General features: G+C 72.7%; 18 protein-coding genes. 10 read left to right on the forward strand and 8 right to left on the reverse strand.

Translation table 11 applies throughout. The features are described 5' to 3' along the window. Nucleotides 1-873: 873 nt before the first annotated feature. Nucleotides 874-1,719 carry a serine/threonine-protein kinase gene (locus ACZOOI_RS36385; protein WP_465283833.1) on the forward strand — a complete coding sequence of 282 codons (846 nt, stop codon included), beginning with the start codon at nt 874-876 and terminating at the stop codon, nt 1,717-1,719. Nucleotides 1,720-1,770: 51 nt separating this feature from the next. Here the strand turns inward: ACZOOI_RS36385 and ACZOOI_RS36390 are convergent, their stop codons facing one another. Beyond that, nucleotides 1,771-2,955, reverse strand: a complete 1,185-nt coding sequence (locus ACZOOI_RS36390) for an ROK family transcriptional regulator (RefSeq protein WP_465283834.1) — start codon at nt 2,953-2,955, stop codon at nt 1,771-1,773. Between the two features lie 59 nt (nt 2,956-3,014). On the opposite strand from ACZOOI_RS36390, the gene ACZOOI_RS36395 reads away from it, so the two are divergent. Continuing rightward, nucleotides 3,015-4,421 (forward strand): MFS transporter, encoded by a 1,407-nt coding sequence (locus ACZOOI_RS36395; RefSeq protein ID WP_465283835.1) that lies wholly within the window; start codon nt 3,015-3,017, stop codon nt 4,419-4,421. Nucleotides 4,422-4,705: 284 nt separating this feature from the next. Here the strand turns inward: ACZOOI_RS36395 and ACZOOI_RS36400 are convergent, their stop codons facing one another. Further along, a complete protein-coding gene (locus ACZOOI_RS36400) occupies nt 4,706-5,401 on the reverse strand; it encodes a type 1 glutamine amidotransferase domain-containing protein (protein WP_465283836.1) in 696 nt (231 codons plus the stop codon). Nucleotides 5,402-5,652: 251 nt separating this feature from the next. On the opposite strand from ACZOOI_RS36400, the gene ACZOOI_RS36405 reads away from it, so the two are divergent. Next, complete coding sequence (locus ACZOOI_RS36405; protein ID WP_465283837.1) at nt 5,653-6,633, forward strand: LysR family transcriptional regulator; 981 nt, start codon at nt 5,653-5,655, stop codon at nt 6,631-6,633. 179 nt (nt 6,634-6,812) lie between these two features. On the opposite strand, the gene ACZOOI_RS36410 is transcribed toward ACZOOI_RS36405, so the two are convergent. Continuing rightward, entirely contained in the window at nt 6,813-7,865 is a 1,053-nt protein-coding gene (locus tag ACZOOI_RS36410; RefSeq protein WP_465283838.1) for a 2-dehydropantoate 2-reductase, read from the reverse strand. Between the two features lie 1,232 nt (nt 7,866-9,097). Between ACZOOI_RS36410 and ACZOOI_RS36415 the strand changes: the two genes are divergently transcribed. Then, nucleotides 9,098-9,865 carry an SDR family NAD(P)-dependent oxidoreductase gene (locus ACZOOI_RS36415; RefSeq protein WP_465283839.1) on the forward strand — a complete coding sequence of 256 codons (768 nt, stop codon included), beginning with the start codon at nt 9,098-9,100 and terminating at the stop codon, nt 9,863-9,865. A gap of 308 nt (nt 9,866-10,173) precedes the next feature. Beyond that, on the forward strand, nt 10,174-10,551 hold the full coding sequence (locus ACZOOI_RS36420) for a MerR family transcriptional regulator (RefSeq protein ID WP_465283840.1): 378 nt from the start codon (nt 10,174-10,176) through the stop codon (nt 10,549-10,551). Between the two features lie 853 nt (nt 10,552-11,404). Here the strand turns inward: ACZOOI_RS36420 and ACZOOI_RS36425 are convergent. After that, nucleotides 11,405-12,313 (reverse strand): DMT family transporter, encoded by a 909-nt coding sequence (locus ACZOOI_RS36425; RefSeq protein WP_465283841.1) that lies wholly within the window; start codon nt 12,311-12,313, stop codon nt 11,405-11,407. On the opposite strand from ACZOOI_RS36425, the gene ACZOOI_RS36430 reads away from it, so the two are divergent. Next, nucleotides 12,312-13,742, forward strand: coding sequence for an aminotransferase-like domain-containing protein (locus tag ACZOOI_RS36430; RefSeq protein WP_465283842.1), 1,431 nt, complete (start codon nt 12,312-12,314; stop codon nt 13,740-13,742). The genes ACZOOI_RS36425 and ACZOOI_RS36430 overlap by 2 nt on opposite strands. A gap of 135 nt (nt 13,743-13,877) precedes the next feature. Here the strand turns inward: ACZOOI_RS36430 and ACZOOI_RS36435 are convergent, their stop codons facing one another. Beyond that, entirely contained in the window at nt 13,878-14,474 is a 597-nt protein-coding gene (locus ACZOOI_RS36435) for a GNAT family N-acetyltransferase (protein WP_465283843.1), read from the reverse strand. A 280-nt stretch (nt 14,475-14,754) separates the two neighbouring features. On the opposite strand from ACZOOI_RS36435, the gene ACZOOI_RS36440 reads away from it, so the two are divergent. Continuing rightward, nucleotides 14,755-16,689 carry a LamG-like jellyroll fold domain-containing protein gene (locus ACZOOI_RS36440; protein ID WP_465283844.1) on the forward strand — a complete coding sequence of 645 codons (1,935 nt, stop codon included), beginning with the start codon at nt 14,755-14,757 and terminating at the stop codon, nt 16,687-16,689. A 131-nt stretch (nt 16,690-16,820) separates the two neighbouring features. On the opposite strand, the gene ACZOOI_RS36445 is transcribed toward ACZOOI_RS36440, so the two are convergent. Together ACZOOI_RS36445 and ACZOOI_RS36450 are read right to left on the reverse strand one after the other, a co-directional pair. Then, nucleotides 16,821-17,600 (reverse strand): SDR family NAD(P)-dependent oxidoreductase, encoded by a 780-nt coding sequence (locus tag ACZOOI_RS36445; RefSeq protein WP_465283845.1) that lies wholly within the window; start codon nt 17,598-17,600, stop codon nt 16,821-16,823. A 300-nt stretch (nt 17,601-17,900) separates the two neighbouring features. Continuing rightward, nucleotides 17,901-19,118, reverse strand: a complete 1,218-nt coding sequence (locus ACZOOI_RS36450) for an MFS transporter (RefSeq protein WP_465283846.1) — start codon at nt 19,116-19,118, stop codon at nt 17,901-17,903. 64 nt (nt 19,119-19,182) lie between these two features. On the opposite strand from ACZOOI_RS36450, the gene ACZOOI_RS36455 reads away from it, so the two are divergent. The 3 genes from ACZOOI_RS36455 (at nt 19,183) to ACZOOI_RS36465 (ending at nt 20,576) form a co-directional block, all read left to right on the forward strand. Next, the gene (locus tag ACZOOI_RS36455) at nt 19,183-19,566 is read left to right on the forward strand and encodes a MerR family transcriptional regulator (RefSeq protein WP_465283847.1); all 384 of its coding nucleotides are present in this window, start codon (nt 19,183-19,185) and stop codon (nt 19,564-19,566) included. Nucleotides 19,567-19,693: 127 nt separating this feature from the next. Then, on the forward strand, nt 19,694-19,876 hold the full coding sequence (locus ACZOOI_RS36460; protein WP_465283848.1) for a hypothetical protein: 183 nt from the start codon (nt 19,694-19,696) through the stop codon (nt 19,874-19,876). Between the two features lie 55 nt (nt 19,877-19,931). Then, nucleotides 19,932-20,576, forward strand: coding sequence for a LysE family translocator (locus ACZOOI_RS36465; protein ID WP_465283849.1), 645 nt, complete (start codon nt 19,932-19,934; stop codon nt 20,574-20,576). Nucleotides 20,577-21,181: 605 nt separating this feature from the next. Here ACZOOI_RS36465 and ACZOOI_RS36470 read toward each other — a convergent pair. Then, nucleotides 21,182-21,541, reverse strand: a complete 360-nt coding sequence (locus ACZOOI_RS36470; protein ID WP_465283850.1) for a GNAT family N-acetyltransferase — start codon at nt 21,539-21,541, stop codon at nt 21,182-21,184. Nucleotides 21,542-21,574 lie beyond the last annotated feature (33 nt).

Consider the following 21,574-nt stretch of genomic DNA (forward strand, 5'->3'; position numbering starts at 1 on the left):
GGTGACGCATCGGCGGGTCGAGGTGTGGTGGAGGGTGGGCGGGGTGGCTCCTTCGCCGATGTGCCGGCGGCGGTTTCAGCCGGCCCGGGAGCCTGTCCGCTGCGCTGATGGGACGAACTCGGCGTATCTGTCCGGTAATCGCCTGTCGCACCAGGGTCGTGTCGGTCTACGGTGGCAGCGTTCCGGCCGCCGACGTCGCGGCTGCCCGCCCGCACCCGCCTCGTCGGGTCGAGGCCCGGGTACGCGCGATGCTCGCGCCGGGATCCGCGCCGGCCGAATGCGGGTTCGCCCGGACGGCGCCGACGATCAGGCAACTCCCCTGTCTCCGCGCCCGATCACCGGCTCCGGACCGGCGATCGCGCGCAAACCCACCCGAACCGAAGTGAATAGCCTGCGGAGAGCCTTTGGGGAGGTACCCCTCCGCGGCGCGGCGGGCGAGGCGGACGTGACGGGTCTACCGCGCTCCGCCTCGTCGGGCCGAATCGAATCGAATCGGGTCGGTTCGGGTCCGGTCGGGCCGGCTGCGGTCGCGCCCGCACGCGCCCGGCCTTCGCCGAGCGGCGAAAGCCGGCCGGGCAACCGCCCACCCGACGAGGCCGCGAGTACGCGGCGGGACGCCCTCGCACCGGCCTCCGAGCGCTCCGCACAATTGCCGCGTTTCCCGACGCGATCCCCCGAAATCCTGTTCCCCTTCCGCCCCCGATCACCCCCGCCGGGCCCCTCATCTGCGGGGCTTCCGCCGAAAACGCCCCAACGCCCTTCCCGAGGGCGCTACCGTCGCTGTAAGGACCCGATGCCCACAGGCTCGATCCGTCCACGCTGCCGACCCCCGGGCGGCGGGTCCGGAACACCCGCCAGGAAAGGCCCACCGCCGTGCCGCACCCACTGCTCGACGCCATCGACACCGCGCAGGATCCCGCCGATTTCCTGCGCTCGATCGGAACCGTGCACACGACCTTCGGCGACCAGGATTCGGGTGCGGTCTCCTACGGTGTGCACGCCGAGGGGAACTGGTTCGTCAAGACCGGCCCCAACGCCGCGTCCGCGCTGTGCCTGCGCCGCGCGATCGACCTGCACGCGCACGTCCGACACCCGGCGATCGTGCCGGTGCTGCACTCGTTCACCGCCAACGGCATCCCGGTGACGGTGGGGCCGTGGCGCGCGGGCGAGGTGCTCTACCACTCGACGGTCAAGCGCGCCGGCAAGCACCTGCGCACCGGCGCGGCCTCGCCGCTCGCCCGCTTCCGCGCCCTGCCGCTGGACGACGTACACGCGGCGCTGGACGCGATCCTGGACGCGCACCGCCTGATCGACGCGGCCGGCTACGTCGGGGTGGACTGGTACGACGGCTGCGTGCTGTACGACTTCGCCGCCCGCCGGGTGCACCTGATCGACCTGGACGAGTACCGCAGCGCACCGTTCGTGTTGGACACCGCCCGGCTGTCCGGGTCCACCCGCTACATGCCGCCCGAGCACAGCCGGCGCGGCGCGCTGGTCACCCGCGCGGGCACCGTGTTCCTGCTCGGCCGAACCCTGCGCCTGCTGCTGGACGCGGGCGACGAGGAGCGGGCCTGGCGCGGCACGCTGGCCCAACTCGCCGTGGTCGAGCGGGCGACCCGGCGCGACCCGGCCGAGCGCTACTCGAACGTCACCGAACTCTTCGACGCGTGGAGCGCGGTCGCGCCCGCGGGCCTGCTCTCCGGCACCCACCGGGTCTGACCCCCGGCGCACCCCGGCCTCCCGCCCCCGGCGCATCCCGCCCGGCCGTGCTCAGCGCCGCGGCCCGCCGAACAGGTCGTCGCGGGCATCGTCGAGGGCGGTCAGCACGGCGCCCTCCAGGATCGCGTTGCCGGGCACCGCGCCCGCAGCCACCCGCGTGCTCAGCGGCGACACGTCGGCGAGTCGGGCCTCCACCCGATCGGCCAGCGCCGCACCGCCGGCCCGTCCGGTCTCGCCGCCCAGCACCACGCAGCCGGGGTCGAGGATGACCGCCAGCGCGGCCACCCCCACCACGACCCGGTCGGCGATCTCGTCCAGCAGCGCCGCGGCGGCTCCCGCGTCCCGTCCCGCGTCGACCTGCTCGACCGCCGCCCGCACACATTCCTCGGCGCTCCCGGTGAAGCCGTGCCGGGCGGCCGGTTCCTCGATCGCCGCCCCCGAGACCAGCGTGTGGAAGCCGCCCGAGCAGTCCACGTGCGAGGGCAGGTGGGCGGTACCCGGGACCGGGAGAAAGCCCAGTTCACCGCTGCCGCCCGAGGCCCCGCGCCGCAGTCGACCGTCCAGCATCACGCCCGCGCCGACGCCCTGGCCGAGCCAGACCAGGACGAACGTGTCCAGTCCCCGGGCTGCGCCGAGGCGGTGTTCGGCGATGGCGGCGAGGTTGGACTCGTTCTCCAGGACGACCCGGCCGCGCTCGCGGAGCGCGGCGACCAGGAGGGTGTGCCAGCCGGGCAGGAAACCGGCCTCGTGCAGGTTGCCGGAGACCGGATCGATCAGGCCGGGTGCACCGACGCCGAAGGTGTGCAGCGTGTCGGCGCCGGCCCGGGCCGCGGTGTCGTCCAGCAGGCCGAGTACGTCGGCCAGGGCCAGGGCCGGGTCGCGATCCGGGGCCACGGTCAGCGCGCCGGTCGCGGCGGTACGGCCGGCCAGGTCGGCGACGGCCACCTCGACGCCCCCCGCCCGCACGTCCAGCCCGGCGATGTAGGCGCGTTCGGCAACGATCCCGTACAACCGCGCGTTCGGGCCGCGCTGTCGTTCGGCCGCCTCGCCGGCCAGGTGGATCAGGCCCGCGCCGCCGAGGCGTTCGACCAGATCCGCGACGGTCGGCCGGGACAGTCCGGTGAGGGTCTTGAGCTGGGACGCGGTCAACGGGCCGTGCTCGATCAGCAGATCGAGGGCCAGGCGGTCGTTGATGGTGCGGCACGTGCTCGGTGTCGCGGTGCGGTCGGCTGTCATGGGTGGCGATCCTCGCAGAGTCTTTCTTTCAGGAACCCTTCCTGATAATTTATCGCACCATGACGCAGACTTCCAGCTGCCGAGACGCCATCGGCATGCCCGCCACACCGCCTGCCCGTACGGCGCCACGCCCGGCGGACACACCGCCCCCGGCATCCTCCGCCGCCCCGCCCGCCGCGACGGCGCCACCACCACCCGCGGCCGAGGTCGCCGAGGCGGGCCGCGCCCGGATCGCGGCGAGCCTGATCTTCGCGGTGCACGGTGCGGTCGGCGGCGGCTTCGCCTCTCGGCTGCCGTGGCTTCAGGAACACCTCGCCCTGAGCCCGGGCCAACTGGGCTTCGCCCTGGCCGCCCCCGCCGTCGGTGCCTCGCTGGCGATGCCGCTCGCCGGGTCGCTGGTCCACCGGCACGGCGGTCGGACCGCGCTGCGCTGCCTGATCGTGCTGTGGTGCGCGGTGCCGTTGCTGCCGCTGTCCTCCCCCGGGCTGCCGTGGTTGTGCACGGCGCTGCTGGTGTACGGGGTGGGCGCGGGCATGTCCGACGTGGCGATGAACACCCAGGGGCTCGTGGTCGAACAACGGGTCGGCCGCTCGACGTTGCCGCTGCTGCACGGAATGTGGAGCGCCGGCGCGCTGGTCGGCGCGGGTCTGGGCGCGGCCGCCGCGTTCGCCGGGCTCGATGCCCGCGTGCATCTGGCCGGGTTGGGCGTCCTGCTCGCCGCGATGGGCTGGATCGCCGGCCGCAACCTGCTCGACGCGCGTCCCGCGGCCGGCGCCAAGGCCCCGCCGCGGTTCGCGCTGCCGTCCCGGGCGGTGCTCGCGATCGGCGCGGTCGGCTTCTGCGCGGTGTTCGCCGAGGGCGCCGGGGCGAACTGGAGCGCGGTACACCTCAAGGAGGTCGCGGGCGCCTCCCCCGGCGTCGCGGCGCTGGCCTTCACCGGCTTCGCCTGCACGATGACCATCGCCCGACTGGCCTCGGGCCGGGTCGTGGACCGGTTCGGGGTGACCCGGACGGTTCAGGCGGGCGCGGTCCTGGCCACGATCGGCGCGACCCTGGTTGCCACCACACACTCCCCGCTGCCCGCCGCGCTCGGCTTCGCACTGCTCGGCGTGGGCGTGTCCGCCGTCCTGCCGCTCACCTTCGCCGCGGCCGGGCGTACCGGCCAGGATCCGAGCCAGTCCATCGCCGGCGTGGCCACGGTCACCTACACCTCCGGCCTGATCGCGCCCGCCATCGTGGGCGGCATCGCCGACCAGGCATCGCTGGGCGCCTCGTTCGCCGTGGTCGCCGTACTCGCCGCGATCCTGATCCCGACGGCTCGGCTGCTCAACCCCTCCGCCGAGCCGCGCGGCGCGAACCCCGAGGCCGACACCGCCGGCGACACGCACGTATCGACCGCTCCGGCCGCCATCTCGCCTTCGGGTGCGGTGACCTCGGTGTCGCCGCTGCCGGCGGAGGACCGATGACGCCCGGGCGCGGAATCCGGACGGATGCGAGGCCGTGTACGACGCGGGTGGCCGGACCGTCGAGAAGGCGACCCGGAGGACGCCGAAAGCCCGGGTCGGGCGAGGCCGGGTCCGGGATCACCGGCGCCGACCCGCCCGGGCGACGGGGCCGGCCGGTCGCCTGATCGGCCGGCGACCCGGCCGGCGACCGCCTATACCGACGGCCCCGATTCGACCGGAGGGCTTCCGACGGCCGACAGCCGGCAGTCGCTCGCCGGGTCGGGTCGCCGGCCGCCGGCCTGTTGTCAGCCCAGGGCCTTGACCAGTTCCGCCGCCAGCGGGGCGGCCGAGGAGGGGTTCTGGCCGGTGTACAGGTTGCGGTCGACGACCACGTTGGGCGCCCAGGGGGCACCTTCCCGGAAGTCGACGCCGAGGGCGACCAGGCGGTCCTGGAGCAGCCATGTGGCCTTGTCCGCCAGTCCCGCCTGGGTCTCCTCGGCGTTGGTGAACGCGGTCAGCCGGTAGCCCGCGAACGGCGAGGTGCCGTCGGGGCGCTCGGCGGCGAGCAGCGCGGCCGGCCCGTGGCAGACCACGCCCAGCGGCTTGCCCGAGTCGAGCGCCGCGGTGAGCAGCGCACCCGAGCGCGCGTTCACCGCGAGGTCCTCCATCGGCGCGTGACCACCGGGGTAGAAAACCGCGGCGTAGTCGGCGAGGTCCACATCGGCCAGGTCGATCGGCGCACGCAGCGCGGTGAACTGCTCCAGCGCGGAGGCCACCGTGGCCACCCCGTCCGCGCCACCGTTCACCTCGGGCGCCAGGCTCGCCTGGTCGACGGTCGGCGCCACGCCGCCGGGTGTGGCGACCACGACCTCGTGGCCGGCCACGGTGAACGCCTCGAACGGGGCGGCGGCCTCCTCGGCCCAGAAGCCGGTCGGGTGCCGGGTGCCGTCGGCCAGCGTCCAGTAGTCGGAGCCGCTGAGCACGAACAGGATCTTCGCCATGGGTCATCTCTCCATTTCGGCGCCGGAGCGGAATGCGCTCGGACGCCATCACAGGATCACTACGTCGGAACGCCACGTCGGATCGTCGGATCCCCACGGGCACATCGGCACCGCCGATCGGTCGAGCGGTCGATCGGTCGTTCCGGCCGGCTGCCGAACCGGCCGGCCCAACCGATCGTCACCACCGATCGTCACGCCGTCGGACTCGAACGTAGATGCTCATCCATCACCATCCAAATAGGCTTTCCATCATGAGCCATGAGGATTCCAATGGGTCGCCGAACACGGCGGCGACGGCGGCGGCGTCCATACCCGAGCCTGCCGTCCGCGGTCCGTTGGATCTGACCCTGCTGCGCACGTTCCTGGCGGTGCACCGGGCCGGTTCGTTCACCGGCGCCGCGCGCGTGCTGGGTCTGTCCCAGCCCACCGTCACCACCCAGATCCGCGCGCTGGAACAACGGCTGGGCCGGGCACTCTTCGAACGATTGCCCCGAGGCGTGGCGGCCACACCGATCGCCGACGACCTGGCGATTCGGGTCGCGGAACCGCTGGACGCGCTGGCGGAGGTGGCCGATCGGGACCGGTTCGGCGCGGACACCCCGGCGGAGCCGGTGCACCTGGCCGGTCCCGCCGAGGTCCTGTGCGTGCGGGTGTTGCCGGTACTTGCCCCGCTGATCGAGCGCGGCGTGCTGCTGCGGATCACCACCGGGCTCACCGACGACCTGCTCCCGGGCCTGCGCGCGGGCCGATACGACCTGGTCCTGTCCACCGGGCGACCGCGCGGCCGCGCACTGGTCGCCGTGCCGCTGATGGACGAGGAATTCGTGCTGGTCGCCGCGCCGCGGTGGGCCGAGCGGATCGGCCCGGACCGGGTCGCCGCCGAGGGCCCGGCAGCGCTGCGCGGCGTACCGCTGGTCAGCTATGCGGAGGACCTGCCGATCGCCCGCCGCTACTGGCGTCACGTGTTCGGCACCCGGCTCACCGAACGCGCCGCCATCACCGTCCCGGACCTGCGCGGGGTGCTGACCGCGGTGGTCGCCGGCGCGGGGCTGACGGTGCTGCCGCGCTACCTGTGCGCGGCCGAACTCGCCTCCGGCGCACTCGTACCGCTGCTCACCCCCGAGGACCCGCCGATCAACACCGGCTTCCTGGTCCGCCGCGCGGGTACGGCGGACCACCCGCATCTGACGCTGGTCCACGATCACCTGGTCCGGGCGGCCCGCAGCTGGTGAGCGGCGGTGGGCCGCCGTCCGCCGCCACGCCGGCGGGGGTCGCCGGGCGGCGGGGTTCATCGGGCGGCCGGGCTCACCGCGCCGGCCGGGCTCACCGCGCCGGCCGGGCTCACCGGGCGGCCGGGTCGCATGGCTCGGGTCGGGGCCGCCCATCCGGCAGCGGGGCACGTCGGGCCCGGTCAGGCGGTCGCGACCGCCGCGGTGAGTTCGGCCAGCAGATCCGGTCCGCTCCACTGCCGGGACTGCCCGGCCGGCGCGGTCTCCGCCTCACGGATCAGCTCGATCAGGCGCGCGTTGGCCGGCGCGGTCAGCCCGTTGCGCTCGGCGATCGCGAGTATCTCGCCCTGCACACTGTCGACCTCGGTCCGCCGACCCCGTTGCAGGTCCTCCCACATCGAGGAGCGTGCCTTCGCGTCGATCCGAAGCGCGGAACCCGCCAACCGACGGAACAGCGGATCGGGCAACCCGAGCAGTTGCCGGTTGCGCGCGGCGGAGCCGGGGCCCAGCTTGGCCGGCCGGATGCCCTCGGCCCGGAACGCGGTGAGCGCCTCGCCCTGGCACAGCGCCAGGCACGCCCGGTAGTCGCGCTGCCCGAGTTGGTCGCGCAGCGGCAGGCCGGACAGCGCGTTGATCGCGTTGTTCAGGTTCATCAGCAGCTTCGCGTGCTGCACCTCGGGCATGTCCTCGCGGACCTGCACCGGGATGCCGGCCTCGGCCAGCACGTCCACGAGCGGGATGGCCCGGGGATTCGCGTCGATCATCAACGCACCCGAGGTGCCCTGATGGAACACCGCGGGCTCGGTCCGCACCACGTTGTACGGGACCATGCCGGCCAGCACCGTGTGCCCGGGCAGCGCGGCCCGGAGCACGGCCGGGTTGCGCACGCCGTTTTGCAGGCTGACCACGATCGCGGCCGGGCTCAGCCGACCGGCCAGCTGCCGGCCGGCCTCGGCGGTGGCCGCGGACTTGACGGTGACCAACACGAAGTCGGCGCCGGCCACCGCGTCCGGCGTCTCGGCCAGGGTCAGCTGCTCCGGTCCGACCACCGTCGCGGGACGGCCCGCGCCGGTGACGGTCAGGCCGTCCGCGAGCGCGTCCAGGACGGCCGGGCGGCCGATCAGGGTGATGTCGGCGAACGCGGCGAGCCGACCACCGAGCTGGCAGCCGACGCTGCCGGCACCGAAGATCGCGATCCGGGGTCGGGGCCGCGAACGTGGAGCGGGTTGGGACATGTACGGCCTCCGCCTATGGATGGAAGAGCCAGGGAATCAATCCGCAAGCGTACGTCCCCGGGCCCGCATGCGCGTTCGAGGCATCCGGCGGCCGGCGCCTGCGCGTCGGCGGCGCCGAATTCCGGCCGAGCGCGGCTCCCGGGGTCCGGTCATCGGGGTCCCGCATTCCGATCGGGGCCGGGCCGGCAGGCGGCGTTACGGGCATCGGGCTCCGGGGTCGGGCGTCGGGCTCCGGGTTTGGGCGTCGGGCTTGCGGTCTGGGGTGTCCTTCGGGCCTCGGGCATCGGGTTTCCGGTCTCGGGTTTCCGGTCTCGGGCTCGGGCCTCGGGCTTGCGGTCTCCGGTTTCCGGTCCGGGCTTCTGGGTCGGGCGTCGGGCTTGCTCTCGGGTTTCCGGTCTGGGCTTCGGGCGTCGGGCTTGCGGTCTGCGGTTTCCGGTCTGGGCTTCTGGGTCGGGCGTCGGGCTTGCGGTCTCGGGTTTCCGGTCTCGGGCCTTGGGCCTCGGGCCTTGGGCCTCGGGCGTCGGGCTTGCGGTCTGCGGTTTCCGGTCCGGGCTTCTGGGTCGGGCGTCGGGCTTGCGGTCTCGGGTTTCCGGTCTCGGGCCTTGGGCCTCGGGCGTCGGGCTTGCGGCCTGCGGTTTCCGGTCCGGGCTTCTGGGTCGGGCGTCGGGCTTGCGGTCTCGGGTTTCCGGTCTCGGGCCTTGGGCCTTGGGCCTCGGGCTTGCGGCCTGCGGTTTCCGGTCCGGGCTTCTGGGTCGGGCGTCGGGCTTGCGGTCTCGGGTTGTTCTGGCCTCGGGCTCGGGTCTTGGGCATCGGGCCTAGGGCTTCGGGCTTCACGCCTCGCCGGCTTCGGGCCTCGAACCTCGCGCTTCCGGTGCCGGCCTCCGGCTTCCGGCTTCCGGCTTCCGGCACGATTCTCGGCTTCGGTCCCGGGCCCCGGCTTCGGCCTCCGACCTCGGGCCTCGGGCCCAAGCCGAAAGCGTGCGCCCGGGACATCATCCGCGTCCGATCCGCAACCGCCGACCCGTACCCCGCACCCGTCCGCCGCTTCCCGTTCGCCGCCCGCCGGGGGTCGCGCACCCGGGGTCGCGCCCCAGGGTCGCAAGCGTGGAGTCGCACGCCCGGGGTCGCGCACCCAGGGTCGCAAGCCTGGAGTCGCGCACCCGGGGTCGCCCGCCCGGGTTGCCCGCGATCGCTTGACCCTGTCGTTGGCGGCAGGGTTGCACGATCGCCGCATGAACCTCGATGAGAGCCCCACCGCCCGCTCGCCCCGCGTCGTCGTGATCACCGGTGCGGGCACCGGCATCGGCCGGGCCACCGCGCGCGCCTTCGCCGCCGAGGGCGCGCACGTGATCGCCGTCGGGCGCCGCGCCGAACCGCTCGCCGAGACCGCCGCGGGCCACGACCGGATCACCGCGCTGACCGCCGACATCACCGCCGACGGCGCGGCCGAACACATCGTCCGCACCGTCGTCGACACCCACGGCCGGCTCGACGTCCTGGTCAACAACGCAGGCATCGTCGGCACCGGCGACCTGGGCACCTACACCCGCGAGACGATCGACCCACTGCTCGCCACCAACCTGATCGCCCCGGTCCTGCTCACCCAGACCGCACTGCCACTTCTGGAGGCCGCCGGCGGGGTGGTCGTCAACATCACCACCTCCGTCGGCCAGCGCGCCTGGCCGGGCAACTCGCTGTATGCGGCGACCAAGACCGCCCTGGAACTGCTCACCCGCAGCTGGGCCGTCGAACTCGCCCCGCGCGGGGTCCGGGTCGTCGCAGTCGCCCCCGGCGCGATCACCACACCGATCGCGGACCACCAGGGTTGGACCCCCGAACGGCGCGCCGCCATCCGCGCCTGGCAACTCGCGCACACGCCGATGGGCCGGATCGGCGCTCCCGAGGAGGTCGCCTGGGCGATCACCACACTCACCGCACCCGCTGCCTCCTTCGTCACCGGCGTGGTCCTCCCGGTCGACGGCGGCGCGGTCGTGGCATAGGTCGTGTCGGCATCGCACGGGCCGCACACCGGGAGCCGGCCGCTCCGACCGCGGGGCGCCGGTACCCGTCTTCGATCCCGCCTCGGGCTCCGCCGCGTGCCGTGGCGTGCATCGGTGGGCCGGGGAAACACTCGCAGGGCGATGCTCATCGGGCGTTTCACCGAGCCGGCGAGACGAGCGCAGCGAGAAGCCCGAAGGGCGGGTGGCCGGGCGTCGCGGTACTCGGCGTGGGATCGAAGACAGGCCCTGGTGGGCACCGGTCGGGCGGGATGCTCGTGATAGGAGTGGTGCGGATCGGAGGTGTCCGGATGCGGATCGGTGAACTGGCGAAGGCGACCGGTGCGACGCCGCGTGCGCTGCGCCACTACGAACAGGCGGGGTTGATCGAATCGGCCCGGTCGGCGAACGGCTACCGGGTCTACGACGAGGACGCCGTGGCCCGGGTCCGCTCGATCCGCGACCTGCTCGGCGTCGGGCTCACCGTGGACGACGTGCGCGCCTTCCTTCCGTGCCTGGACGCGGGTGTCGACGTCGTCGCGCAACCGCCCTCCGCCTCCGCCATCCGGATCGCCGTGGACCGGTTGGCCGTCCTGGACGCCCGGATCGCCGCCCAGACCGAGGCCCGGAACAACCTGGCGGCGGCGCTGCGCCGGGCCGGCGTGGACCGCATCCGCCCGGTGGCCTGACCCGATCCGCCCGGCACGGCCACGGCCCGCGTCACTCGCCCGCGCGACCCGGGCGGCGGTGTCGGCGCCGGACGAGCGCCGTCGTGCCGTCCGCGACCGGGCGGTCGCCGAGCGATGCGTGCGTCCGAGGTCACCGTCGCGCTGCGCGCGGCGGCCGGGGCGGGGCATGCCTCCTTCGATCACACAAAGCGGCAGGCCCCGGACGCACCGTCCCGGTACAGCCGGACGATCTCCACCGCCACCGCGACCGCGTCGGCCGTCGGGCCGTCGGGCGTTCGGACTGTCGGGCCTGCGAGCAGCGCACCACTCAAGACTGTGCATTCCACTGCGAGCAGTGCACCGAACAGCGAGCACCGCTCCCACACACGAGCGACGCACCCCGCCGAGAGCAGTGCACCCCGCAGCGAGCAGCGCACTCCCATTCCACCGAGAGCGGTGCTCTCCGCAGCGAGCAACGCACCACTCAAGACTGTGCATCCCCCTGCGAGCAGTGCACCGAACAGCGAGCACCGCTCCCACACACGAGCGACGCACCCCACCGAGAGCAGTGCACCCCGCCGAGAGCAGTGCACTCCCCATTCCACCGAGAGCGGTGCTCTCCGCAGCGAGCACCGCTCCCACACACGAGCGGCGCACCCCACCGAGAGCAGTGCACCCCACCGAGAGCAGTGCACCCCGCAGCGAGCAGCGCACTCCCATTCCACCGAGAGCAGTGCACTCCGCAGCGAGCAGCACACTCCCATTCCACCGAGAGCGGTGCTCTCCGCAGCGAGTTCGGGCCTTCGGGCCGTCGGGCGGTCTGCGCCCCCCGCAGAACCCGCCCCTCCTGGACCCGTGTTCGTGCCGACCCGGGTCAGGCCCGGGCCGGGGTCGACCTGACGCGCTGGGTCAGCACGATGCAGCCGAGCACGGCGAATGCGGCGATCGGCATCGCCGGCGACAACGTCTCGCCCAGGATCAGCACCGCCCACACCAACGTCAACAGGGGCTGGCCCAGTTGCAGTTGGCCGGCCACCGACACGCCGATCACCGCCATCCCCCGGTACCACGCCACGAAGCCGAGGAACTGGGAGACCGCCGCCAGGTAGAGCAGCCCGCCCATGCCTCGGGCATCGAGGTGGACCGGCTCGGTGGCCAGTCCCAGTACCGAGATCAGCGCGGTGGCCGGCACAGCGAGCACCACGCCCCAGGCGATCACCTGCCATCCGGGCATGTGCCGGGCCAGTCGGCCGCCTTCGGCGTAGCCGGCCGCACACAACACCAGTGCGCCGCACAGGTATACGTCCGCGAGGCCGACCCCGCCGCTGCTCTGTTGCACGGCGAACGCGAACACCGCCGCCGCACCCGCGACCGACGCCGCCCAGAAGGACCGACTCGGCCGTTCACCGGTGCGCAGCACCGCGCAAACCGTGGTGGCCAGGGGCAGCAGACCGACCACCACCGCCGAATGCGCCGTCGACGAGCTCTGTAGCGCGAGCGTGGTGAGCAGCGGCCAGCCGAGCACGCAACCCACGGCGATCACGGCCAACCCGAGCCGGTCCGCCCGCGCGGGCAGTGGGGCCCGCACCGCCAGCAGGCCTGCCCCGGCGAACAGCGCCGCGAGCAGCCCGCGCAGCCCGGTGACCGTCCAGGGGCCGAACCCGTCCATGGCCCACACGGTCGCCGGAAAGCTGAGCGAGAAGGTCACGATCGCGAGCGCGGCGAGGGTGGTGCCGCCGATCGCTATCGGCACCGGTCGAATAGCGCTATCTTGTGCTGTCATGAACCAGAGTAGCGGTCCCGTCGATCTTGTCGCCATCCTGCGCCGGGAGCTGAACCGCTACTCGCCCGGCGAGAAGCTGCCGTCCAGTCGCTCCCTGGTGGAGCACCATCGGGTCAGTCCGGTGACGGTGTCCCGCGCGATCGCCACGCTCGCTGCCGAGGGACTCGTGATCTCCCGGCCCGGGGCCGGCGTCTACCGCGCCGCGCCGAGCCGACCGATCGCGCCGACCGGCGACACCTCGTGGCAGGAGGTCGCGCTCAGCGCGGAACCGGGCCTGCCGCCGCAGCGCAGCCCGGACGCGTCCGGCGTGTTGTCCTCGCTCGTGGTGGCCCCGCCCGAAGTGGTCGACCTCAACAGCGGCTACCTGCACGCCTCCCTCCAACCCGAACGCGCACTCGCCGCCGCGCTCTCCCGCGCCGGCCGCCGCCCGGGCGCGTGGGAGCGCCCGCCGCTGGAGGGCCTGCCGGAGTTGCGCGCGTGGTTCGCCCGCGACATCGGCGGCACGGTCGCCACGTCGGACGTGCTGATCACCGCCGGCGGCCAGAACGCGCTCACCACGGCGCTGCGTTCGCTGGTCGCACCGGGCTCGCCGGTGTTGGTGGAATCGCCGACCTACCCCGGCGTACTGGCCGTCGCGCAGGCCGCCGGGCTGCGTCCGGTGCCGGTGCCGATGGATGGCGACGGCGTACGTACCGACCTGCTCGCCGACGCGTTCGCGGCCACCCGGGCCCGGGCGTTCGTCTGCCAGCCGGTGTTCCAGAACCCGACCGGCACGGTGCTCTCCGTCGCTCGGCGTGCCGAGGTGCTGCACATCGCGCACGAGGCGGGCGCGTTCGTCGTGGAGGACGACTTCGCCCGCCGACTCGTGCACGCGGACGCGCCGCCGCTGCCCGCACCGCTGGCCGCCGACGATCCCAACGGCGTGGTGGTGCACATCCGTTCGCTGACCAAGCCCACCTCACCCAGCCTGCGCGTCGCCGCCCTGACCGCGCACGGCCCGGCCTTCGAGCGGTTGCGCGCCGTGCAGACGGTGGACAGCTTCTTCGTTCCGCGCCCCCTCCAAGAGGCCGCCCTGCAACTGGTCGGCGCGCCGGCCTGGCCGCAACACCTGCGCGTGCTGAGCGCGGCGCTGCGTGATCGGCGCCGGGTGTTGGCCGGCGCGCTGGAGCGGCGGCTGCCGGAGCTGCTGCCGGACCGACTGCCGTACGGCGGCTACCACTTCTGGTTGCGGCTGCCCGACGGGCAGGACGTTCCGGCGCTGACCGCGGCCGCGCTGCGCGCCGGTGTCGCGGTGACGCCGGGACCGGCGTACTTCACCGCCGAGCCGCCGGCTCCGTATCTGCGCGTCGCGTACTCCTACCCCGAGGGCCCGGAGCAATTGGTCGAGGGCGTCGAGCGGTTGCACCGGGCGTTCACCGGGCAGCGCTGACCCCGGGTAGCGGGCCGGAACGCCGTCCGCCGTCCGCCGTCCGGCGGTTCGGCGGCGCGGGGGTGGCGGTGCTCGCCGCGCCGAAGTTTCGGTGGGTGGTCGGCGAGGCCGCGGGCACCGTCGCGGCGAAGGGCGTCACGCCTCGAGGATCCGGTCGGCCGGCACCTCGAAGATGATCTCCAGGCCGTCCTCCTCGTCCATCTGCTCGCCGACCTCGACGAAGTGGAAACCCCGGATGGTGGCCAACGACGCCGCGTTGTCCGGCGCGATGGTCACCCGGACGGTCCGCACGTCGGGTTCGTGGGCGGCCCGCTCCAGCAGCGACCTCAGCATCGCCCGGGCATGACCGCGACGGCGCGCCTCGGGCACCACGGTGTAACCGATCTCCACCATGCCCACCTCGTCCGGCGGTCCGTGGAAGCCGGCGTAACCCACCACCGCGCCGTCCGGCTCGGACGCCGCGGCCCGGGCCAGCCAGGGAGCACTCTCGGGTTCGGCGGTCACCTGCTCGAAGCGCCGCCGCCACAGCCGGCGTGCCTGATCGGAGACGAAGAACTCGGGCAATTCCAGGCCGGTTTGGTAGCGCGCCTGGGCCAGATCGCCGGCCAGCAGGGCGGTCAGCGGACGACCGATCAGGTAGACCCAGCGGATCCGCTGCTCGGAAACGACCCCGGGGCGGGTGGCGGGTGGGTCGGCCGGCGGGGGCGAGGAATCGTCGAGGTGTTCGGTCATCATCGGATCATCGGCGACGACCGACCGGTCGTCCAGCGCATTTCCCGAGGGCCCGGGAGGTTCGCCGGATCGGCTCCACGACTTTCCCACACGCCGATCGGCACGCCGCCGGCAGCGACGATCGGCACGGTGGCCGGCCCGCCTGCCGATCCGCCGGAAGCCGGCCGAACTGCGAATTCACCCGGTCGACGGCGGTTGTTGGCAGTACGGACGATCTGCATGGGTTTTCCACCCAATACCGTGCGCATGCCCCCAACCAGCTCGGCGCCGGAGAACCAACATGTGTCAGCAGCACGACGACGACTGCGATCAGCCGCCCGCCACCCCCCTGTCCGGACCCGCGCGACGGGCGTTCCTGCGCTCCGCCGCGCTGGCGGGCGCGGGCGTCACCGCGGCGGGTGTGGTGGGTGCCTCCCCGGCCGCCGCCGACGATGCCGCCGGCGCAGCGGCGGCCGACTCCACGGTGGACGCGCAACACCTGCCGGCCTGGCGTCCGGACGGCGACAGCCGTCGGTTCACGCTGGTCGTGATGCCGGACACGCAGTACATGTTCGACGAGCCGAGCATCACCACCGCCCCGATCGAGGCGTCCTTCCGGTACATCCTGGAGCACGCGCGGGACGACAACATCGTCTTCATGTCGCACCTGGGCGACCTCACGCAGAACGGCCGCAAGGCCGAATTCGACGGAATCGGCCGGGCGTTCGAGATGCTCGACCGCAAGGGTGTCGGGTACAGCGTGCTGGCCGGCAACCACGACATCGATTCCAACACCGACGACCGGCGCGGGCGTTCCCCGTATCTGGACACGTTCGGACCGCAACGCTTCCGCGGCAAGCGTTCCTTCGGCGGGGCGAGCGCGGACGGCTACAACACGTACCACCTGTTCCGTGCCGCCGGCCGCGAATGGCTGGTGCTCGCGCTGGACTGGCGGCCCTCGCCGGCCGGTATCGCCTGGGCCAGGAAGGTGATGGCCGATCACCCGCACGCGCCGGTGATCCTGACCAGCCACGAACTCGTCTCGGCCGATCGACCGGGTCAGGAGGCGGAGTTCTCCGAGCACGGGCGGCAGTTGTGGAACGACCTGATCAAGGGCAACGACCAGATCTTCCTCACACTCAACGGCCACTATTGGCCGGCCGGGCGCACGACGCAGAAGAACGATGCGGGTGGTGACGTGCATCTGCACATCACCAACTACCAGAATCGTTACTTCGGCGGCGCCGCGATGATCCGGCTCTACCATTTCGATCTCGACCGCGACACGATCGACGTCGAGACGCTCTCCCCGTGGATCCTCGGCCGCAGCAACCGGGGTCTCAACGAACTGGAGCGCCGCGAGATGGAGTTGACCGGCCCGGAGGACTACTTCTCGGTGCCGATCGACTTCGACCGGCGCTTCGCCCGTTTCGCCCCGATACCGCAGCGCGCGGCCCGCCCCGCCCAGCGCATGGTGGTACCCGGGACGGTCGCCTACTGGCGCTTCGACGGCTCGCACCAGGACGGCGCGCCGATCCCCGCGGCGCAGCGCTTCCCCGACCTGTCCGGGCGCGGCAACGACCTCACCCTCGTGCCGGCTCCGGGCGCCGCGCCCGGTTCGGTCAGCTGGTCCCACCAGTTCCACCCCGATCAGCCAGGCCACGGCAGCATCCGGCTCGCGGGCGGCAAGTCGCCGCTGCGTGGCGGCCACCTGCAGACCGCCAACGATGCCCCGCTGAACACCGCGACGTTCCGATCCGGCTACACGATCGAGGCGTTCTTCAAGCTGCCGGCCGACTGGGATGGGGGCCGGGACGGCTGGTCGGCGCTGCTCAGCCGCTGGGGCATGAGCGGCGAGGCACGCAAGCCGCAAGGCGATCCGCAGGAGCCGGTCGTCACGCTGAGCCTGTCCGGGGGTCGCGAACTCCAGTGGTGCGTCTATCCGTTGAACAGCGACGGCTCGGCAACCAACTGGGGGCACGAACTCGGTCCGGACACATGGTGGCACGTCGCCGTCGTGAACGACTCCCGGCAGACCACGATGTACGTCGACGGCTGCCCGGTGGTGCGCAACCCGTCGGCCCGCTCGATCGGCCTGACCACGCTCAACCTGCCCTGGATGCTGGGCGGTTACGCGTACGACGGCAAGCTGGACCAGACACTCAACGCCTGGGTCGGCGACGTGCGGATCGTCGATCGGGCGCTGCGACCCGACGCGTTCATGATCGGCCGCTGAGGGCGCCTTCGCCGGACGGCGCGCCGGGATCGCCGGCCAGCCGTGCGGGGAAGGGCGCCGGACCCGAGTCGACGTCGGCTCGGGTCCGGGGTGCCGGTGTGGCCGATGTGTGATCGCTACGGTCAGCGCGCTCAGTGCACCGAGAATCCGCCGTCGACGAAGATCGACTGGCCGGTGACGTACGCCGATCCGGCGCCCGCCAGGAACACCGCCGCGGCCTCGAAGTCCTCGGCGAGCCCGTTGCGGCCGACCATGGTGCGCGCGGCCAGCGCGGCGACCCTTTCCCGGTCGGCGGACAGTCGCGCGTTGAGCGGGGTCATCACGAAGCCGGGCACGAGCGTGTTGGCGGTGACCCCGTACGGCGACCAGGCCTCGGCCTGGGAGCGGGCCAGTGACTCCAACCCGCCCTTGGACACGCCGTAGGCGCCGCTCTGCACGAATGCCCGATGCGCCTGCTGTGACGACACGTGGATGATCCGCCCGTAGCCGCGCTCGGCCATGCCGGGCCCGAAGCGCTGCCCCAGCAGGTAGGGCGCCTCCAGGTTCACCGCCATCGTGGCGTCCCAGACGTCGTCGCCGAGCTCGTTCATCGGCGGGCGCACGTTGATGCCCGCGGAGTTGACAAGGATGTCCGGCTCGCCGAATGCCTCGACCGCCGCCTCGGCCGCGGCGCGCACCCCGGCACGGCTGCCCAGATCGCCGCTCACCCAGGCCGCCTTGCCACCCTGGGCGGTCAACTCCTCGACTGTCTCGGTCAGTTCCGCCTCCCGTCGGGCCACGACCACCACACTCGCCCCCGCCCGGGCGAGGGCTCGGGCGATGGCGCGGCCGATACCGGAACTGCCGCCGGTCACCACGGCGACCCGGCCGTCCAGCGAGAACAGTGCGGAGAGGTATTCCTGCGAGCTCATGACGAAAGCCTAATACCGGGATCGATCTCGCCGCCGGGGCGGGGTTCACGGCCGGTCTCGCACCCCTGCCGCTCCTGTTCCGGCGCTCGGCATCCCGCCGTTCCGACAGGTCCGAGGACCAAACGGCGCCCCAGTCTCCCGGGGCACCGACGCGCCGGGATGCCGATGCGGTGGATACGTCGGCTGCATCGAATGCATCGATACGCCTGATACGTCGAGCGCGAGCGGACCGCGATCGAGACGTGGGTGCGCCGCCCGGCCACCGGCGTCCCTCCGCACCGTCCGTGCGCGGCCCGGCGATCAGGCGTCCGCGCCCCGGCGTCGGGCCGGAAAGCCGTGTGCGCGGGCTGCGACAACCACCGCGAACACCGGGATCAGCAGGACCAGCACGCTCCACGGGAAGGAGCCGGTGCCGAGCAGGTCCAGCAGGATCGCACCGGCCACGCCGCCGCCGGCCATCGCCGCGTTCCACAGGGTGACGAGCATCGCCTGGGCGGCATCCGCCTCGTCCCCGCCCGCGTCGCCGACGGCGGTCTGCAAGAGGGTGGGCGCACCGCCCCAGCCCAGTCCCCACAGCACGACCGCGGCCACAACCAGGACGTGGCTGTCGGAGAATGCCGCAAGGATCGTGGCCGCCGCGGCGAACAGCAGCGTGGCCGCGATGGTCAGCTCGCGCAGCCGTCGGTGGATCGCGGTGCCCACGACCCAGATGCTCAGCAGCGATGCGCCGCCGAAGACCAGCAGCACCACGTCGGTGGAGTCGCCCAGGTCCAGTCGATCCAGGTAGGTGGCGATGTAGGTGTAGAGGATGGTGTGCGCCAGCACGAACACCAGGGTGACGAACAGGACCGGCGCCACACCCGGGATGGCCAGAGTGCGCAGCAGGGGCGTTCGCTCGTCCGCACGTTGTCCGGGCTGATCCGGCACGATCGCGATGATCCAGGCGATCAGGACCACCGCGAGCACGGTCATCGCCCAGAAGGAGACCCGCCAACCGAACTCGTCGCCGAGGAAGGTCCCGGCGGGCACTCCCAGCGACAGCGCGATCGGAATGCCCGCCATCACGATCGCGATCGCCTTGCCCTGGAGGTGCGCCGGTGCCAGGCGACGGGCGTATCCGGCCAGCAGCGCCCACGCCACGCCCGCAGCCACGCCGGCGACGAAGCGGGCCACCATGGTCAGCGGGTAGCTGCCGGAGACCGCGGTGACCGTATTGGCCGCCGCAAAGCCGGCCATCGCGGTGAGCAGCAGTCGTTTACGACGCCACCCGGCGGTCGCCGCCGACAGCGGAATCGCGGTGAGCGCCGTGCCGATGGCATAGATCGTCACCGACTGCCCCATCGCCGATTCCCCGACCCCCAGGTCGGAACTCATCGCGGGCAGCACACCGGCCGGCAGCGTCTCGGTCAGACTGGTCACGAACACCGCCGTGGCCAGCGCCAACAGCGCCGCCATCGGCAACTTCCGGTCGTCGATCGTGGTGGGGGAGGGTGTCGGGGTCGCGCTTCGGCTTCTCATGCTGCGTATGCTCGAACCATCACATTGATGTGAGGGTCAAGCGGCGAGACACGAGGTGGATCACATGCGCATCGGCGAGCTGTCCGAACGCACCGGTACTCCGCGCCGGTTGTTGCGCTACTACGAGGAGCAGGGCCTGATCATCGCCGACCGCTCCCCCAACGGCTACCGCGACTACGACGCGTCCTGCGTCGACCGGGTCCTGCAGATCCGCGGCCTGCTCGACGCCGGACTGCCGACCCGAATCATCAAACAGATCCTGCCCTGCCTCGACAAGCCCCGCATCATCCACTTCCCGGACGCGACACCCGAGATGATCGCCACTCTGGAACACGAACGCGACCGAATGACCGAACGCGTCAACTGCCTGACCCGCAACCGCGACGCAATCGCCGAATACCTGAACGCGGTACGCAACCCCAACCCCCCGCCCACCGTCACGGCGTGACGGCGCATACGATGCGGAAATACCGCGCATCGCCCGCGAGATCCTCACCGGGTCGCGAATCGGCCCGTTCACGATCCACCTCAACAACCTCAAGATCCTGACCGATGTCTACCATCAGCCGGACAAGTTGCAGAAGCAACTGCGGTACGCGTTGCGCAGGGGCATCGGGCACGTATGGTTCCCGGCAGCCGATCCGGGCGCCGGGGTCGGCTACGGCGGCTCGCACCAGGTGAAGGACCTGGCCTCGGCCGAGCAGGTCGTCGCCGACCCGCACACCTGGCTGCCGCCCGAACCGCTTCCCACCCGGTAGTCCGCCCGGACAAATCGGTGGCGGCTCGGCCCGGCGCGGGTTCAGGATGCGGGGCATGACGCACACCCTCCTGGCGTTCCTCGGCGCCTGCACGCTCATCGCGGCGAGTCCCGGGCCGAGTTCGATCCTGATCATCCGGCACTCGTTGCACACCCGTCGCGCCGGCTTCCTGGCGGTGCTCGGCAACGAGACCGGGGTCTTCATCTGGGGGCTCGCCGCGGCCTTCGGGCTCACCGGCCTGCTGGCCGCATCCCAACTCGCCTACGACATCATGCGCATCGTCGGCGCCGTCGTCCTGGTCGGCTTCGGCATCCAGGCCATCCGCTCGGCCCGCCGCGACGGCCTGACCGGATTCATCACCGACGAGGCCGGCAACACGGCGAACGCCGAGCCCGAACCGGGCAGCGGCCGGCGCGCCTACCGCGCCGCGCTGACCCTGAACCTGGCCAACCCGAAGGCCGCCGTCTTCGCGATGTCCTTCCTCCCCCAGTTCGTTCCGCACGGCGCACCGCAACTCCCCACGATGATCGCCCTTGCCGCGATCTGGGCGGTGTACGAGGTCGGCTACTACAGCCTGTACGTGTGGTTCGTCGGCCGGATGCGCACGGTCCTCAGCCGCGCCAAGGTCCGCCGCCGATTGGAGCAGACATCCGGCGGAATCATGGTGGCACTGGGCATCCGGATGGCCGTGGAGTCGTAAATAGCCACCCCGCACCCCGCCCCGCGGGCCGAGAAGGTGGGCAAATTGCCCGGCTGCGCCAAACGATCAGGCCCCCCGCTCAGCATCACCGAACTCGGCTCCGCCCCAGCGCGCCAGCCCCCGCGACCGCGCCCTCACCCCCGTCACCCCTGCTCCACCACCCCGCCCCACCCCCGGCGCGTCAGCGCCCCCGACCCAGCCCGCCCCCAGTGATCGACGCGCGAAGCGCGGAGAGCGGCGGAGCCGCAAAATGTGGACGGTGTGGCCCGGAGCGAAGCGGAGGGACACACCGTCCCGAGCGAGGGGCCACTTTTTTCTCGGAGGAGCGAAGCGGGGGAGAGAAAAAAGTGGTGCCTCGCGAGCCGGCGCCGAAGGCGCCCAACAAGCAGCAACGCCGCACTCGCGACTCTGGCGGGCATGCTTCGCCGCGTCCTCGACTCTGGCGGGCCCGCTCCGCCGCATCCCCGACTCAGGCACACCCGCTTCGCCGCACCCCCGACCCCGGCGCCCCGACCCCTGCACCCACACCCAACGCCCCCGCCCCGCCCCGCCCCCGCGAGCCGGCGCCGAAGGCGCCCAACAAGGAAGTCGCCCAACGAAACAACTCACAACCCGAACGCGTCGCGCCGATCCTCCGGGACCAATTCGACGTACTCCGGGTGCTTGGCGATCCAGTCCTTGATGAACGAGCAGTAGGGCAGCACCGCGAGGCCCCGCTCCCGGACCGCGTCCAGCGCCGCCCGGGCGAGCCGACCGCCCAGACCCCGGCCGCCGAACTTCGGGTCGATCTCGGTGTGTGTGAAGGCGACCTCGTCGCCGCTGACGAAGTACTCGGCGAAGCCCACGAGTTCGGTCGCCCGCAGCGGCGGGGCGACCGGGCCCGTCGAGGTGTCGGAAGCGGCCTCGGCGGTGGTGAATATCTCGTAGCGGGACTGCGCGGGGTTGTCGCTCACACGCGTTTCCATACCGCTGCCTCCTGGGTCACGATCGGGACCTGC

The sequence above is a fragment of the Embleya sp. L77 genome, from assembly GCF_055557415.1.